Consider the following 14,825-nt stretch of genomic DNA (forward strand, 5'->3'; position numbering starts at 1 on the left):
CCTGTAAAGCAAAAGATCACACCTGACTCATTAATCGTGAGATCGGGTGCGAACTTCATAGTAGGTCGATTGGTATGATATGTAGGTCTTGATTCTGCAAGTTATGACGCAAGATGTGTTCATCATACCATGTTTTGGACGTCATTTGTAGGTCTATTTTTGTCTGTTTAGAAAGATAGTGATAAAGTCTCTCACATTATTCCTTATCTTTCAAAAGAGCCCGAACCATTTTTTCTGTTTTACTTCCACCGGCGCTTCCGGATAGATCGCTTCGCCATTCACAACAGCCGTGGCATTTGCCATCATAATGTCAAAGTGATCACCGCCAAATTCGTCTACCATAAGCATCTTTGCCTCTGCCATATGGAAATTCCGCTTCACCGTATCATGCGCATCACTCGCAAGAAAGTGGCACTGCCTTGCTCTGACTATATTCTTACTGTACGTCTGCACCTTTTTACCGAAGCGCCCCGTCAGGCTTCCTGCAGTTACCTGAGTCAGTGCACCGTTACGCACAAAGTCAAGGAGGACCGAAGGGTGTTCACGCAGCTGGACATTTCGCTCCGGGTGTACAATCACCGGCACGTAACCTTCGAGCTGGAGATCAAACAAGAGCTGTTTCGCATAGCGGGGGACAACGTCAAAGGGGAATTCCACAAAGACATAGTGGCCCGTACCTGTCAGGGGCATCACCCGTCCATCCTGAAGCTCTTCAATCAGTTCGCCGCTGATCCGCGGCTCCTGACCCGGAAGAAGCTGAAGGGAAAGCCCCTCACACCGTAGGTGTTCCTGAAGCTCTGCCGTGAGCCGACGCACATCCTCCGCATCGTTTACGTAGACACGGCTTCTGTGAGGCGTGGCAATGATCGTCGTGATCCCTTCCTCTTCCGCCTTCCTGGCCATGAGAATCGACGACGCCATGTCTTTCGGACCGTCATCGATTCCGGGAATGATGTGACAGTGGATATCAATCATCACGCCGCCTCCTTTCTCACTCAGTCGTTCCCGTAATAATAGTAATATGTCGTTTCTTTTTTATCTTTTCGGTTCAGTATCACTCCGAGTATCCGCGCGTGCGCGTTATCAAGGAGTTCCTTTGACTTTTTAGCCGCCTCGCGCTCGGTTTTACCGCTGCTTGTCACAAGAACGACACCTTCAACTTTCGCTGCGAGAAGCTGCGCATCGGTTACAGCCAGAATCGGCGGTGAGTCGATGATGATGTAGTCGTACATCTCTTCTGCTTCCTGCAATACCGTGTCCATCTGCTTACTGCCGAGGAGTTCCGCAGGGTTTGGCGGGATCGGACCGCATGTAAGCACCGACACACCCTCTATTTGCGACTCCTGGACACAGCTTGAGAGACTTGCCTGCTTCGCAAGCACATTGGACAGCCCCTGTTTGTTCGGTAGCTGAAACGTAAAATGCCCTGTCGGTTTTCGCATATCTCCATCGATGAGCAGTACACGGTTCTCCTGCTGGGCCAGAACAATGGCCAGGTTGGCCGCCGTCGTCGACTTCCCTTCCCCTGGTGAGGTGGAGGTCACGAGTAGGCGCTTTAAGCTTATATCCGGACTCGCAAACTGGATATTCGTCCGGATGGCCCTGAATTGCTCAGAGATCGGTGACTTTGGAGAAAAGTGTGTAATGAGACTCCGCTGCTTCTCCGTCAGATGGTCTTCGACTTTTTTGGCAAAAGGGTTACGAAACGCCATGCTTCTCACGTCCTTTCTCACTCGGTTTCATCCTGTCATCCACACTTGCTTCTTCCTGGTCCATGATCGTAACGGCACCAAGAACAGGGAGACCGAGAGTTTTATCAAGATCGTCTTCGGTGCGGATCGTATTATCGAGAAATTCAAGGAGGAAAGCCAAGCCAACCGCTCCCATCAGACCGACTACCAGTCTAATGGCAATATTCAGCTCCGGATTCGGACTGACCGGGTTCATGGAGTCTGCCAGATCCGCGGGGGAGAGAATGTGAATATTATCAATGTTTAACAGCGTTTCAATTTCATTTCGGAACACTTCCGCCGTTGCATTGGCCTTCGACACGGCCATCGACGGATCCGTGTCTTCGATGGATATCGTCACGACCTGAGAGCCGCCTTCCTGCTGGACATTCAGCGCCGTATTTAAAGAACGGTGGCTTTCCTCAAGTTCAAGCTCATCGACGACTTGATCGAGGATGTACGGGCTCTTCAGGATGACGCTGTACGTTTCTATGTATCGCGCATCGGATTCGAACGGATTCGCAGAGGACAGGATCGAGGCACCTGTCGCCGCCTGACTGACGAGCACCTGGGTGGACGCCTGATACTTCGGGGTGAGGACAAAATAGCTGACAGAGGCTGCCGCAATGACTGCAATCATCGTGATCGACACGATCATGGCCAACCTCTTCTTCAATACGTCGATAATCTCTTTTAAACTGATACTTTCTTCCATAATAACCTCCACGTTCTGTCTGGTTTCAGTCAAACTGCACAAATTATATCACACTTCGCATCCGCCGAGAGAAATACTCTGTCACTTTCACAAAAGTTTCGGTGGATGCATTCAGACAAAATACCACCGGAAATCACAGATCCGGTGGTATTCATACTGCTCATTATCGGAAAATGGCCTGCACCGCATCAAGACGGCGGGATTCCTTTTCCGCTTCATAGACCGCTTCGAATTCGGAAGCTTTAGACGTATCATGACCGTGCTCATCAAGGGCTGTTTTCAACTCAGATGAGATCTCCTTAAAACGGGCATCCGCCTGTGATTCCATCCGCTGCATCTCATTTAAATACTTCGTACGGAGCTCGTCTTCACTCTTGCTGTGATTGCCGCTTCTTGCTTTGGCAAAATCCGACTCCGCCTCTCGCAACACCCGGTTCACCCGGTCGACTTCCTGACGTTGCAAGCGCTCAAACTGTCTGAAATACGTGTCCACAATCTCCTGGGCGGACAAGGATGACGATGAGCTGCCGCCTGATGAAGAGGCGGTGCCCGAAGACCCTGAAGATCCGGAAGATCCGCTGTCACCTGACGTGCCCGACGAACTGCTACCGTCTGACGAACCTGCGCCATCGGCATCATTTCCGTCATCACCGGACGATGAGCCGCCTGATACTGATCCGCTGTTGTTGCCGTTCTCATCTGAATCCGCATCACCATCGGCTGCGTTGCCTCTTTCGGAGTCCCCAACGTCCAGATCCATAAATCCATCTCGAACGTGCAGATAACTCGACGCCCTGCTGTCCCCGTTCTGGGAGTATTCGAGTGCCTCCGCAGCTGTGCGTTCCACCTGATCATTCCAGTAAGACTGACCAAATACAATCATGACGACGGCTGCAACCAAAAAACCCGCAATTGATACTTTCTTAATCATCCATATTCCCCGCTTCTGTTTACATAATAGTCAATGATAGATGGTTTGGAAGAAAAGGTCAAGAGGTCTCAGGCCTTAATTTACCGAAGTTTGACAATTACGCGTACAGGTGTTTCACTTCCGTCCGCTCCCGTGAATGTTCCTCTTACTGTGATGCTATCAGAAGAGCCAGATCTCAGGACATTCATCGTAAAGCTGTTGTCACCCATCACATCAATAAATGCGAGACGGTTTGTTCCGGTCTCGACATCCTGACGATCCGGAACGTTGAGGTAACCAGGTATATTATCAAATTGAATCTCTCCGTCGCCGCTCACGTCAATCGTACCTCCGTCTATGCGGGTACTTCCAGGAAGGGCGCTTAAATCAAAGGTGATCGTATTCGGTCCATACGGCTTCGTATGTGCCTGAATCGCATTTCTTTCAACGGCGGTCACTGTGCCGCCAAGCATACGGGGACCGCGGTCCGATACGGCTTCTTGCGCTCTTGAGACCATGATCGCAAACTCATGCCGGTTGATTTCGGCGCCCGGAGCGAAGCTTCCGTCTGCACGCCCTGTCGTTACTCCGTTCTCATATAACGTCCGGATATCATCCACATGGGTCGGGCTCGCCTGATCGAGATCATTCAGCGGCACTTCTCCGCCTGAAGACTGAAGGCCATACGCTCTTGTAATCACCGAAGCCATCTGTTCACGGGTCAGCCGGTCTGCAGGACCGAAAGTTCCTGCAGTGGAGCCGAGAAAAATCTCTGCACCGTAGTTTGCCCTCACCGCTTCTGCGTAGCCGGCACTCGGTGAGACGTCAGAAAACGGCATGCCGATCTCTCCGGCACGGAGATCAAGAGCGCGCTGAAACATCCGCGCCGTATCACGCCGGTAAATGCTCTCACGGGGCTTAAAGCTTCCGTCACCAAACCCCTGAATCACACCTTGCTCCACGAGGTCCATCACTCGGTCATGTTCCGTAAAGCCTTCATTGAAATCCGAAAAACCGCCGGCTTCCGCTTCATCTGCCGCCAGACTGAATCCTGCCGCCATCGTCAGAGCCGCCACCGCCTGAATCACACGTCGCTTCACTTGTTTCATGAGTCATTGTCTCCTTTTTAACTCGTGAAAAGGACCCAACACTGTTGGGTCCTTCCACGGTATTGTTGTAAATCCACTGATCAGGATCAGTTGATATAATCAGCTTTTTGAAGCAGTCTGTGCAGCATGAGTGACAGCTGACCACGGTTGGCACTGTCATCCGGACGGAATGATCCGTCACCACGGCCCTGCATGATACCAGCCTGCGTTACGCGGGTAATGGCATCCTGCTGACGCGAAGAGAATCGGTCGCTGTCTGTATACGTTGTATAGTCCACAGACTCGTCAAGATCGAAGTCCACGTCGTCAAGAAGATCCATCACGCGTGTGATCATGATCGCAGCTTCTGCACGGGTGATTTCATGTTCTGGACGGAACGTTGTATCTCCGTAACCCTGTACGATGCCGTAGTTGCTTGCCGCAAGAATTTCATCGACGAGTGTGTGACGCTGAAGGACATCAGAGAACGGCTCTGTGTAATCATCTTCAGGCACGAGCGAGAGTGCACGTGTCACAAGAGCGGAGAACTGGCTTCGCTTTGTCGCCACTTCCGGACGGAAGTTCCCGTCAAGGAAGCCTTGGATGATGTACTGGGAGCTGAGGTCAGAGACTTCATCATAAGCCCAGTGATTCGTATCCATATCCGGGTACGTGACAGTGTTCTCCGTCACGACGTAGTTACTGTTGCTGAATCCGCTAAAGTGAGCACGGTTTCCTTCAACCTTCGTCGTTACCGGTGTTACTGTTCCGTCACTGTTCAGACGAAGCACGACGGTTCTGCCTTCAGTCAGGGCTTCATCCGCCACGATTGAACGCTTCAGCGTGTGCATAAAGCGATTGATATTATAGCTGTTATCACCGGACACAGCGTGCATCGTGAAATTGACAATCTGTGACTTCACGTCAAGATTATTTCTGGCGATGGCATTGCCGCTGTCTGTGCCTGGGTTAATGTTGATAACAAGATCAAACGGAGCATCTGCATCGATACCGAGCGCCGCACGGAGATTGACCGTGTTCACATCGGATACACGAAGAGAAGCACTTCCTTCAGGAGATGTCACTTCGATACGAGCATTCGGGTTACGCTCAAGGATCGCTTCTGCAACAGCAGCAGGGACAATCACTTCACCGATCTCGCCGTCTTCTTTATCCACATCGAAAGAAATGACGTCCGGTACTTCATCAAGTCCTTCAAGGTACTCAAGGTAGAGATCTTCAATGACGCGAACCGTTACCGTGTCGCCGTCACGCTCTGTTACGACCGGCTCTTCTTCAACTTGCGGATCAAAGTACTCAACTGCCGCAAGCATAAGTCCTGCCGTGAAGTGGCGCAGTTCTTCAGCTGTAAACGTACCTTCTTCAACAATCAGGTCTCGTACATGATCAGCGAATGAGAGCACGTCGTTCTGGTTCTCTGTATCAACTAAGTATACCCCTGTTCCGTTATAGAACGCCTGGTTGATGTCACCGACATCAAGATTTTCACGGGCGAATTGCTCAAGATCGACTGCGGAAAGGGCTGATGCAAGCTCTTCTCTTGAAAGATCACGACGGTCGCCTTCGTTCATGAATGCAACTGCCTGGTGCGTAAGCTCATCAAAGAGGGCCAACAGATCGTCAACAGTGATCTCACCGTTGAATACCGTGTTGAAATCTCCTGAACGGCTCTCACGGAAGTCGTCAACCGCACTCTGAAGCTGACCTTCTTCAACTGTCGTCAGGATCATCGCGATCTCTTTCACGATGGCAATTGTTTCGCCTTCGCCAAGGGCAGCGTCGATGTTCTCAATCATGACATCCGGTACTGCGCGATGCCATGCATCGTCACTCAGTCCGTCAATAACTGCGCGCATTTCAGCAATTGTTGCCTGATCTTCGGCGTTGAGTGATGCGTAAATCGCTTCAACATCTGCAACTACCTGGTTGACGCTTGTTACTTCTTCGTGGGCATCCTGTGTGGACACGCCTCCGTCTACCGCAGCTACCGAACCGACAAACGGTGTTGTCGCCATAACTGCAGCAAGAGTAAGGGCTACTGCTTTTTTACTTAATGGAAATCTTTTCATGTGTCATTTCACCTCATGTAAATTATTTTTTGACCGCTGTATGAAACTGCCAAAGACGTACGAACAACTTCAAACATTGGTCATAATTTCTAATTACTTCTAATCATAATAAAGTTTTTGATAATAAGCAATCTTTTCTTTGTGAAAAGAAATCAATTGCTCATAAGCCAGACGTGTTGAATGCGCTTCTGTTGAGCTCCGCTCTATGGCCTGAGTGAACAAAATTGACGATAAGTTTTTTCTCGAGAAATCAAAACGCTCGAGACAGATCCCCGATATGTAAAAATAACCGTATTCATCCGCTTTTGCTTCCTGCAGAATTCGCTCCTGTCCCTGTTCACTGTCGATTTCTCGGAGTTCAACTTGTTCGTCAGAGTTGCCACCATCAGAAACTAATCCGATCAGCATGAACTGGTTCCGTTCTGTTTCAGACGGATACACATTCAGTAACGGTTCCGGACCGGTCATCCTTTTTCACCCTTTCCACAAAACATTCCATTCTAAACTTTCTTCACTATATCATAAAATTGGATAGTGTCGATATACAATTTTTTCAAACTGAAGTGTTTTTTCGCGTGTGAATGGAGCTGCAGGCCCATTTGAGGCAGTTCAGCTTTTTTTTCTCTCGCCACGGCAATAGCCTCAGACAATGCCTTTTGATCCTGGACGGGGACGACCCAGCCGCTGTTTTCATGCGCAATCAGTTCATTGACACCACCGACGTCTGTCGAAATGACAGGGCGGGCCACTTTTGCTGCTTCGAGAAGTACCAGTGGAAAACTCTCCGACAGGGAGGTCAAAAGAACGACGTCAGAAATCGCCATAATCTGTTCGGCATCTTTACGCTGTCCAAGAAAAGAAACGGTATCCCCCATTCCGAGAGCCGCTGCCTCTTCCTCAACACTCTCCCTGTAAGGTCCATCACCGACGAGAAGGAGCCGGTCTCCGTCTTCCCGGATCTGATCAAAGGCCTTGAGGAGCGTTATGTGGTCTTTCACCGGATGCATCCGTGCAACCATGACGGCAGTGAAGGCATCGTCTTCGATGCCGAGGTCAGCCCTCGTGAGCGTTGGCCCCTCGACAGGGGCGTCGAAGTCGACCCCGTTGTACACGACCGCAATCCTCGACTTGTCCATCTTGAGGTCGACAAGATTATCCCTGAACCTCGGGGTGACGGCAAAGTACCCGTCTGCCCGGCGCAGGGCCCAGACGTGCAGTTTTGTAAAGATCCATCCTTTCACTCCTTCATTCATGAAATCAAGGAGAGGATTACTGTGTACAGTCACGACCCAGGGGACGTTCAGTTTACGCTTCATCGTCGCCACAAGGAGGTTCGCTCTTGGCCCGTGACTATGAAGCAGCTCAAACCGCCCCTCTTCCATGACCTGAAGTATCTCAGCCTTCACCGAGAAGTCATAGCGGCTCGACTGCCTGAAATGCCGCACGCGGATTCCGAGCGCCTCTGCCTCTTCGGCAAAAGCACCCCACTCAAAGACACCGAGGAGGACCTTATCACGGTCAAAGCTCGCAAGAAGCGTCAGAATATGCTTTTTTGAGCCGCCTGTTTCTGCGCCGGATATCAAATGAAATACGTTCACTTCGATCCCTCTCCCATTGCTTTGTCATACCAGCGGCTTTTCATTGCCCGGTTCTTCCCGAGAGCGAGCATGAGCGTCGCTGTTTTGTTCATCTGTTTCAAATGCTGCTCATAAGGGACCTCATAGCGGCGAAAGACGGGATACACAGCCTGGAAATCGCCGAGTGACATCCCGAGGAACGTCTCCACTTGCCGCGGGGCATGCCTGTCTGCATCAACGAGCCCCGTCTTCCAAGATGAGAGCGTGAGAAAGCCGTCAAAATCGATGACCTGGGACTTGAAGATGGCTGTTGCCGCCGCTTTCTCGCCGGCATAGGCCGAGATATCCACCACGACGTTGATCCGCTCAGGAGGGATCGCCGTATTGATTTCATAGAGACGAACCGCCACGTCCCCCGAGAGGCCCATGAGGAGTTCTCCTGTCGCCCGGTGATCCGGGTGGCAGTCCACCATCGTCGGTAAGTAGATCACCGTCGGGTCTGTCTGTCCCACGACGGCTTCAAAGCGCTCCAGGAATGCGGCATCATTTACCGCTTCCCCAAGACCACCGTCCGGTGCATCGAGAAACACCACTTCGTCAAGACGAAAACGCGCCCGGACAGCCTCCGCTTCTTTGCGGCGAGCTGCTTTCAGCGCCTCTTTGTCACTGACGCCCTGACTGCCGGCACCATCTGTCAGATAAACAACCGTCACATCGGCACCTTGCTCCTTGTGAGCAAGGATCGTTCCGCCAAGGCCGATCGTCTCGTCATCGACGTGGGGAGCGAGGACGAGAATTCTCTCCCCTTCCGGGACCGTGAGTTTGAGATTGTCCTGATAAAGGCGACGGACATAGCGTTTTGTCAGCGGTTCAACGAAACGTCCCACTGTCTGAATCAGTCTTGTTCTCCCATTTGCCACACTTATCTCTCCCTTGTGTTTATCTTTACTGCCGACGGCTTCAGTCTGTCAATACGAGTCAACGTCGCCCATCGTAATATGCCAGTCTTCCGGATCACCGAGATCATCCCTGCCGTTCAGTTCCTTCACGACAAGGGTCATCGGCGAACCGGATGAAGAGAATCCGGCCTCTTTCACTGCCTCTGCCAGGACGGATCCCGGCATCGCCCAAAGCTGCACGAATGCCGCTCCTTCATCTGCGAGACGCGTTGTGGCGAGGTGAGCCGCCTGTGACCAGTCCGCGTCACCTATAAGCGCCATATCAATGATGCGCCCCTCCTCAATCTGTCTGCCGCGCCGCTCATGAGTGACTGTTTTCGTCACGATGAGGCCGATCGTGTCCCCTTCCTGCAGCACCGCGTAAAGCCGGTAGGGATCTGGGTGACGCAGGTAACGGGCCTCGAAGAACGCCTGATCACGGATCGCCTGAATCGCGCCTGTGCGTGCTGTTTCTTCCGGTAGAGAGGGCAGGCCCGCTTTATCGGATATCTCCTTCAGGCTAAGCCCCCCTTTTGATCCGTCGCTTTTGAAGCGCCAGCGTTGAAACAGGCCATCAAGGAAACGAAACGGCTTTATAAAGGGTAAATACAGGGACGCGAGGGTGACAGGGGCCGTGACGAGCCGGTATTTCGGCACTCCTGACACTTCTTTGGCGTTCGTCACCTTGATGAGAGGCCCTTTCGCCATGTCTGACGGGAATCCGTAGAGCCCCGTTATCCCTGCCTCTCTCTCCTGCCGGATGCTCTCTTCAAGGAGCATCCGGTATGCACCTTTCCCCCTCGCATCCGGATGCACCATCGTGTCAACCCGAAGCGCCATCGTCCGGACGCTGTTATGTACGGTCATCCGCCGGCGCAGATAGCCGGTGTGTCCGAGAATCCGCCCTTCAGACACAAGGACATAGCCTGCACCCTCTGTGTCATACTTCCATGTCCATTCTGCATGATCAAACGGTTTATTGAAGACGGCTTCAAAGAGCGCCGCGATTTGTTCCGTGTCGTTCTTCGAACTGATTCGCACCTCCACCAGTTGCACCCCCTGTGTGTTTGCCTGTAATGATAAAGAAAAACAGAGGCCGTCAATCAGGACCCCTGCTTATCGCCGTTCGACATCATGACTCTGATCAGAAACTGCGGCAGCAGAAGCTGACGTCTGATCCGTTTCGGTTCTTTCATTAATCGGTAGAGCCATTCGAGCCCGAGCTTCTGAAATCCGGCGGGCGCACGCTTCACTTTGCCCGCAAGCACATCGAAGCTTCCTCCGACACCCTGAAACACCTTGACGTCAGGCAAATCCTTCATATACTGCTCGATCCACAGTTCCTGACGGGGACTGCCTTTCGCTATGAAGAGGTAGACGGCACCCGACTCGCGGATCGCCTCGACCACCTTTTCTTCGTCTTTCTGAAAGCCGTTCATCGTACCGGCAATCTTCAGACCGAGGTAGCGCTTTTTAAGCGTCACGGCAGCCTCTTTGACGACAGCGTCCTCTGCACCATAGAGAAACACCGGCTCCTCACGTTCCCAGGCAAGGCGAACGAGGGCATCCATCGTATCGATCCCGGTAATCCGCTCCCTGATGACCCCTTTCTTCAGGCGCGAGGCAAGGAGGATACCGGTCCCGTCGGGAATCTGGTACGTCGCCTCTTCAATGAGCCGGCTGAGGGTTGGATTCTTCCGCGCCGTCATGACTTTCTCCGGGTTAATGGCAATGAGCGTGGATTGTGCTCCACGCCCGATCCGTTCTTCAATATCTTTGAAGAGCGCCTCGCGGTTCAGTGTGACCACCGGCACTCCAAGAAACCGTTCCTGGTTCTGACTCACTGCTATCGATTCCTTTCACCCGTCACGGTTGCAGCCCGCACACGATTAAGGGTGGCCAACACCGGACGGTATTTCGTATTGATGAGCTGAAGCTTCTCAATCATCAGCTCTGTCATCAACAGACAGAAGAGGAAGATGATCGTCGACCCGAGAAGCCCCGACGTGTAAAAGAGCACCGCTGCAATACCGAAGAAGGCTGCAATCATGTAGATGAAGAGCACCGTTGCCCGGTGGCTGAACCCCATCGCAAGCAATTTGTGGTGCAGATGATGCTTATCCGCCTCCATGATCCGCTTGTTGTTGAGCTTGCGGCGGATAATGGCGATCATCGTGTCCACAATCGGAACGGCGAGAATGATGATCGGAATGATGAGGGTAACGAACGTCACCTGCTTAAAACTGATCACCGAGAATACCGCAAGCAGATAGCCGAGAAGAAGGGAGCCGGAGTCGCCCATGAAGATCTTCGCCGGATGAAAATTGAAAAACAGAAAACCGAGCAACCCGCCTGCAAGGGCAATGACCATAAAGGCAACGGCCATGTTGCCGGTCATGATCGCCATCGTGAAGATGGAGAGCGCCGCGATGAGTGATACACCGCCAGCAAGTCCGTCAAGGCCGTCAATGAGATTGACCGCGTTTGTGATCCCGAGGATCCAGATAAAGGCGATCGGTACGGCAATATACGGGCTGATGACGATTGCCGAATCCGAGAACGGCACCGTCAAGGTATTGATGATCGGCCCGTCGATGAGGACGAACACGGCCGCGATCGATTGTCCGAACAGCTTTTGGATCGGCCGTATCGAGAACCGGTCATCGAGGAGACCGGTCACAACGATAATCAGGGCACCTGCGAGAATACCGAGTGGCAGTTCAATTTGGGTCAGCGCGTAGCTGAGACCTGCGAGAAAGGCGATAAAGATTCCGAGCCCTCCGAGTCGCGGCGTTGCTTTCTGGTGAACACGCCGTTGACCCGGGTGATCGACAAAATTCAGTTTAAATGCCAATTTGATAACAAGCGGTGTAATGGCAAGGCTTGTGAAAAAGGCCAGAGCAAATGTGACCGCTAACGCAATAATATCCACACAAGCACCTCATTTCCTGTCTGTATTTTGGTCCGTTGACGTTATCAGTTGTTTGCTTTCACTTCATTCGGGGCAGGTTTGGTCCCTGTGTTCCCGAGATGAATCAGTTCGATTTTATCGTTATTTGTAAAGTAGCAGTGCTTCGTGTCAAAGATCACCGGTGCCGTCATCTGTTCGAGCCAGACCTTTGAATCGATCCCTTTAAATTCATTATGGTCTGTCAGAATCAGGGCAAGGTCCGCTTCGTACAAAGTATCTTCGAGACTGAGGAGCGTATAAGGCACCTGCCAGTCCTTGACGTGAGGGTCGTGAATCGCCACTTCCATCTCACTGTCGTGCTTCAGACGGTGGACGATGTCCATCGCCGGGCTTTCGCGAACATCATCGACGTTGCCTTTGTAGGTGAGGCCAAGGACGGCGACCCGGGGATGATTCAGCGCCGATGTCAGTTCTTTCACTTTGTTTACAACGTAATCAGGCATCGAGTTGTTGATCCGGCGTGCAGTCTGAATCAGCGGTGATTCATCCGTCGCCTTCTCCACGATGAAGTACGGGTCTACGGCCAGGCAGTGGCCCCCGACACCCGGACCGGGCTGATGCAGATTCACACGCGGGTGAAGGTTCGCAAGACGAATGACCTCATGGGCATTAACGCCGAGACGGTCACTGATCTTGACGAGCTCGTTCGCAAGAGCGATGTTCACATCCCGGAACGTGTTCTCCATCAGTTTCGACATCTCTGCCGTGAGCGCGGTTGTCTCGATGATGTCGCCTTTGACAACTTCTTCATAGACGGCTTTTGCTTTGGCAGCCGCTTCAGGTGTATGCCCGCCGACGATACGCGTATTCTCAATCAGCTCTGTAAGTATTTTTCCCGGCAGGACACGCTCAGGGCAATGCGCGAGGTGAATATCCCGCTCTGGGTCAATCCCTGCTTCTTTGAAGGCCGGGGCAACAACATCCGCAATCGTCCTTGGCGGGATTGTCGATTCCACAATGACTGCATTTCCTTTTCGGACGAAAGGAATAATCGCCTGAACCGCTTCTTGCACATAACGGACGTCAGCCGTTTCGTTCTCGTGAATCGGCGTTGGGACGGCGATCATGAAGGTGTCCGCTTCCACCGGTTTGGTGCTTGCTTTCAGATGGCCGCTTGCCACAGATTCCCTGACCAGTTCCGGAAGCTCTGGTTCTTCGATAATAATCTCGCCTTTATTCAGGGCATTCACAACTCGTTCATTTACATCCACACCCGTCACCTGAAATCCTGCTTTGGAAAACAGGGCGGCAGTAGGCAGGCCGATGTAGCCCAGCCCGATGACGCATACGTTCTTCATCATTCGACACGGTCCTTTCCTTCACAAACATCTCTATTCTGATGCAGCATGACTGATCGTTTCTTGACTGGTTGATATTCCAAATTCTACATGATACTCCGCATGCTATTATATCAGATTACTCGTCAGACCGGTAGGTGAAACAGGAAGTTTTCCAATTTTTTTTAGAATTACCTCTCCCGGCAGATTGTATCCCCCGCATGCTAATGGTAAAATGAGGTTTGCGCGTTTTCTTGTACATACTTTATTAGACGCAGTCTGTCAGACGAAGTTACACGTCTTTGCATTTTCTTTAGAACCATTACATAGATTCGTTGTGGGCATTTCCCCATTCGCCCACTTTCGGGCCTATCTGTCAAAGGAGTTCTGCTCATGAACATTGTTATTTCCGGATTTTACGGCCTCGGCAATACCGGTGACGAAGCGATCCTTGAAGCGGTGATCAGTGAGATTCGCCGCAAAGATCCCGCCGCAGCGATCACCGTCTTCTCCCTGTCACCGGAAGAAACGGCAAAGCGCCACAACGTCCACGCCGTCTATCGCGGCTGGCGGCATGCCAATAAGCAAAAATTCCAGGCACTGAAAAAAGCGGATGTGCTTGTAAGCGGAGGCGGCGGTCTCCTGCAAGACCGGTATCCGACGAAGATCATCTCAGGTCCGCTTCCTTATTATCTGCTTGTCGTCCTCTTGGCCAGGCTCACCGGGACCCCGGTGATGTTCTTCTCCCAGGGGATCGGACCAGTGTCGTCACGGTACGGGCGATTCCTCATGCGAACCCTTGGGAATCTCCCCTTCCTCATCACCGTCCGCGATGAGGAATCAAAGGTCCTGGCAGAGTCCCTCGGCATCAAAAAACCGATTGAAGTCACGGCTGATATCGTCTTCGCACATCCGAAAGAGCCCTCTGAGCGCTGTGAAGCGTCGCTCCCTGACGGCATGGGCACGAGAAAGCGGATTCTCGTATCCGTAAGACCCTGGTTCAGCGACACACATCATTACGACGCCCTTGCGAGAACATGCGACCGGCTCCTTGATGACGGGTATGAGCTGGTGTTTATCCCGATGGAAGGTAAACACGACGTGAAGGCATCGAGAGCTGTCACGAAACGGATGATGAACGGAGACAGTCCGCATGTAGCCATACTGAAAGAAGATTTCCTGCCTCATGAGTATCTCTCTTTCGTCAAGACCGGACATGCGCTGATCGGTATGCGGCTTCATTCACTGATCTTCGCGGTGCTTCAGGGCATCCCTCACACCGCCATCAGCTACGATCCAAAGGTGATGCAGCTGATGCGGAGAACAGGCCTTGACGGCTATGCCCTCCTTTTTGAATCACTCACTGCCGATGAGCTGACGGATACGGTTCACCGCATGCTCTTGGATCACGCATCTATACAGGACGTGCTCCGGACAGAAGAGCCAGCTCTCCGCCTCGAAGCGGAACAAAATGTGGAACAGCTGTACGAGAGCCTGTCCAGCGTAAAGAAGAAAAACAGCAACTGATG

General features: G+C 52.1%; 14 protein-coding genes. 1 reads left to right on the forward strand and 13 read right to left on the reverse strand.

Features of this window, described 5'->3' with window-relative positions; translation table 11 throughout:
• Nucleotides 1–210: 210 nt before the first annotated feature.
• The 13 genes from BSEL_RS15455 to BSEL_RS15515 form a co-directional block, all read right to left on the reverse strand.
• Nucleotides 211–975: a tyrosine-protein phosphatase gene (locus BSEL_RS15455; RefSeq protein WP_013173939.1), complete on the reverse strand. Its 765-nt coding sequence runs from the start codon at nt 973–975 to the stop codon at nt 211–213.
• Nucleotides 976–995: 20 nt separating this feature from the next.
• On the reverse strand, nt 996–1,712 hold the full coding sequence (locus tag BSEL_RS15460) for a CpsD/CapB family tyrosine-protein kinase (RefSeq protein ID WP_013173940.1): 717 nt from the start codon (nt 1,710–1,712) through the stop codon (nt 996–998).
• The gene (locus BSEL_RS15465) at nt 1,699–2,445 is read right to left on the reverse strand and encodes a YveK family protein (RefSeq protein WP_013173941.1); all 747 of its coding nucleotides are present in this window, start codon (nt 2,443–2,445) and stop codon (nt 1,699–1,701) included. The genes BSEL_RS15460 and BSEL_RS15465 overlap by 14 nt, the downstream gene beginning before the upstream one ends.
• A 163-nt stretch (nt 2,446–2,608) precedes the next feature.
• Complete coding sequence (locus BSEL_RS15470; protein ID WP_013173942.1) at nt 2,609–3,376, reverse strand: hypothetical protein; 768 nt, start codon at nt 3,374–3,376, stop codon at nt 2,609–2,611.
• Between the two features lie 80 nt (nt 3,377–3,456).
• The gene (locus BSEL_RS15475; RefSeq protein ID WP_013173943.1) at nt 3,457–4,464 is read right to left on the reverse strand and encodes an S-layer homology domain-containing protein; all 1,008 of its coding nucleotides are present in this window, start codon (nt 4,462–4,464) and stop codon (nt 3,457–3,459) included.
• Between the two features lie 86 nt (nt 4,465–4,550).
• Nucleotides 4,551–6,533, reverse strand: coding sequence for an S-layer homology domain-containing protein (locus tag BSEL_RS15480; protein ID WP_013173944.1), 1,983 nt, complete (start codon nt 6,531–6,533; stop codon nt 4,551–4,553).
• Nucleotides 6,534–6,632: 99 nt separating this feature from the next.
• A complete protein-coding gene (locus BSEL_RS15485; RefSeq protein WP_013173945.1) occupies nt 6,633–7,001 on the reverse strand; it encodes a hypothetical protein in 369 nt (122 codons plus the stop codon).
• 32 nt (nt 7,002–7,033) lie between these two features.
• Nucleotides 7,034–8,131, reverse strand: a complete 1,098-nt coding sequence (locus BSEL_RS15490; RefSeq protein WP_013173946.1) for a glycosyltransferase family 4 protein — start codon at nt 8,129–8,131, stop codon at nt 7,034–7,036.
• Complete coding sequence (locus BSEL_RS17280) at nt 8,128–9,030, reverse strand: PIG-L deacetylase family protein (protein WP_013173947.1); 903 nt, start codon at nt 9,028–9,030, stop codon at nt 8,128–8,130. Before BSEL_RS17280 ends, BSEL_RS15490 begins: the two co-directional genes overlap by 4 nt.
• 48 nt (nt 9,031–9,078) lie before the next feature.
• Nucleotides 9,079–10,095, reverse strand: coding sequence for a GNAT family N-acetyltransferase (locus BSEL_RS15500; RefSeq protein ID WP_013173948.1), 1,017 nt, complete (start codon nt 10,093–10,095; stop codon nt 9,079–9,081).
• A gap of 56 nt (nt 10,096–10,151) precedes the next feature.
• The gene (locus BSEL_RS15505) at nt 10,152–10,892 is read right to left on the reverse strand and encodes a WecB/TagA/CpsF family glycosyltransferase (protein WP_013173949.1); all 741 of its coding nucleotides are present in this window, start codon (nt 10,890–10,892) and stop codon (nt 10,152–10,154) included.
• A 2-nt stretch (nt 10,893–10,894) separates the two neighbouring features.
• Nucleotides 10,895–11,980, reverse strand: coding sequence for a glycosyltransferase family 4 protein (locus tag BSEL_RS15510; RefSeq protein WP_013173950.1), 1,086 nt, complete (start codon nt 11,978–11,980; stop codon nt 10,895–10,897).
• A 44-nt stretch (nt 11,981–12,024) separates the two neighbouring features.
• On the reverse strand, nt 12,025–13,317 hold the full coding sequence (locus BSEL_RS15515) for a nucleotide sugar dehydrogenase (RefSeq protein WP_041582565.1): 1,293 nt from the start codon (nt 13,315–13,317) through the stop codon (nt 12,025–12,027).
• Between the two features lie 372 nt (nt 13,318–13,689).
• On the opposite strand from BSEL_RS15515, the gene csaB reads away from it, so the two are divergent.
• Nucleotides 13,690–14,823, forward strand: a complete 1,134-nt coding sequence (gene csaB, locus BSEL_RS15520; protein ID WP_013173952.1) for a polysaccharide pyruvyl transferase CsaB — start codon at nt 13,690–13,692, stop codon at nt 14,821–14,823.
• Nucleotides 14,824–14,825: the final 2 nt, after the last annotated feature.

It is taken from the genome of [Bacillus] selenitireducens MLS10, from assembly GCF_000093085.1.
In the GTDB taxonomy this organism is placed as follows: Bacteria; Bacillota; Bacilli; order Bacillales; family Salisediminibacteriaceae; genus Salisediminibacterium; species Salisediminibacterium selenitireducens.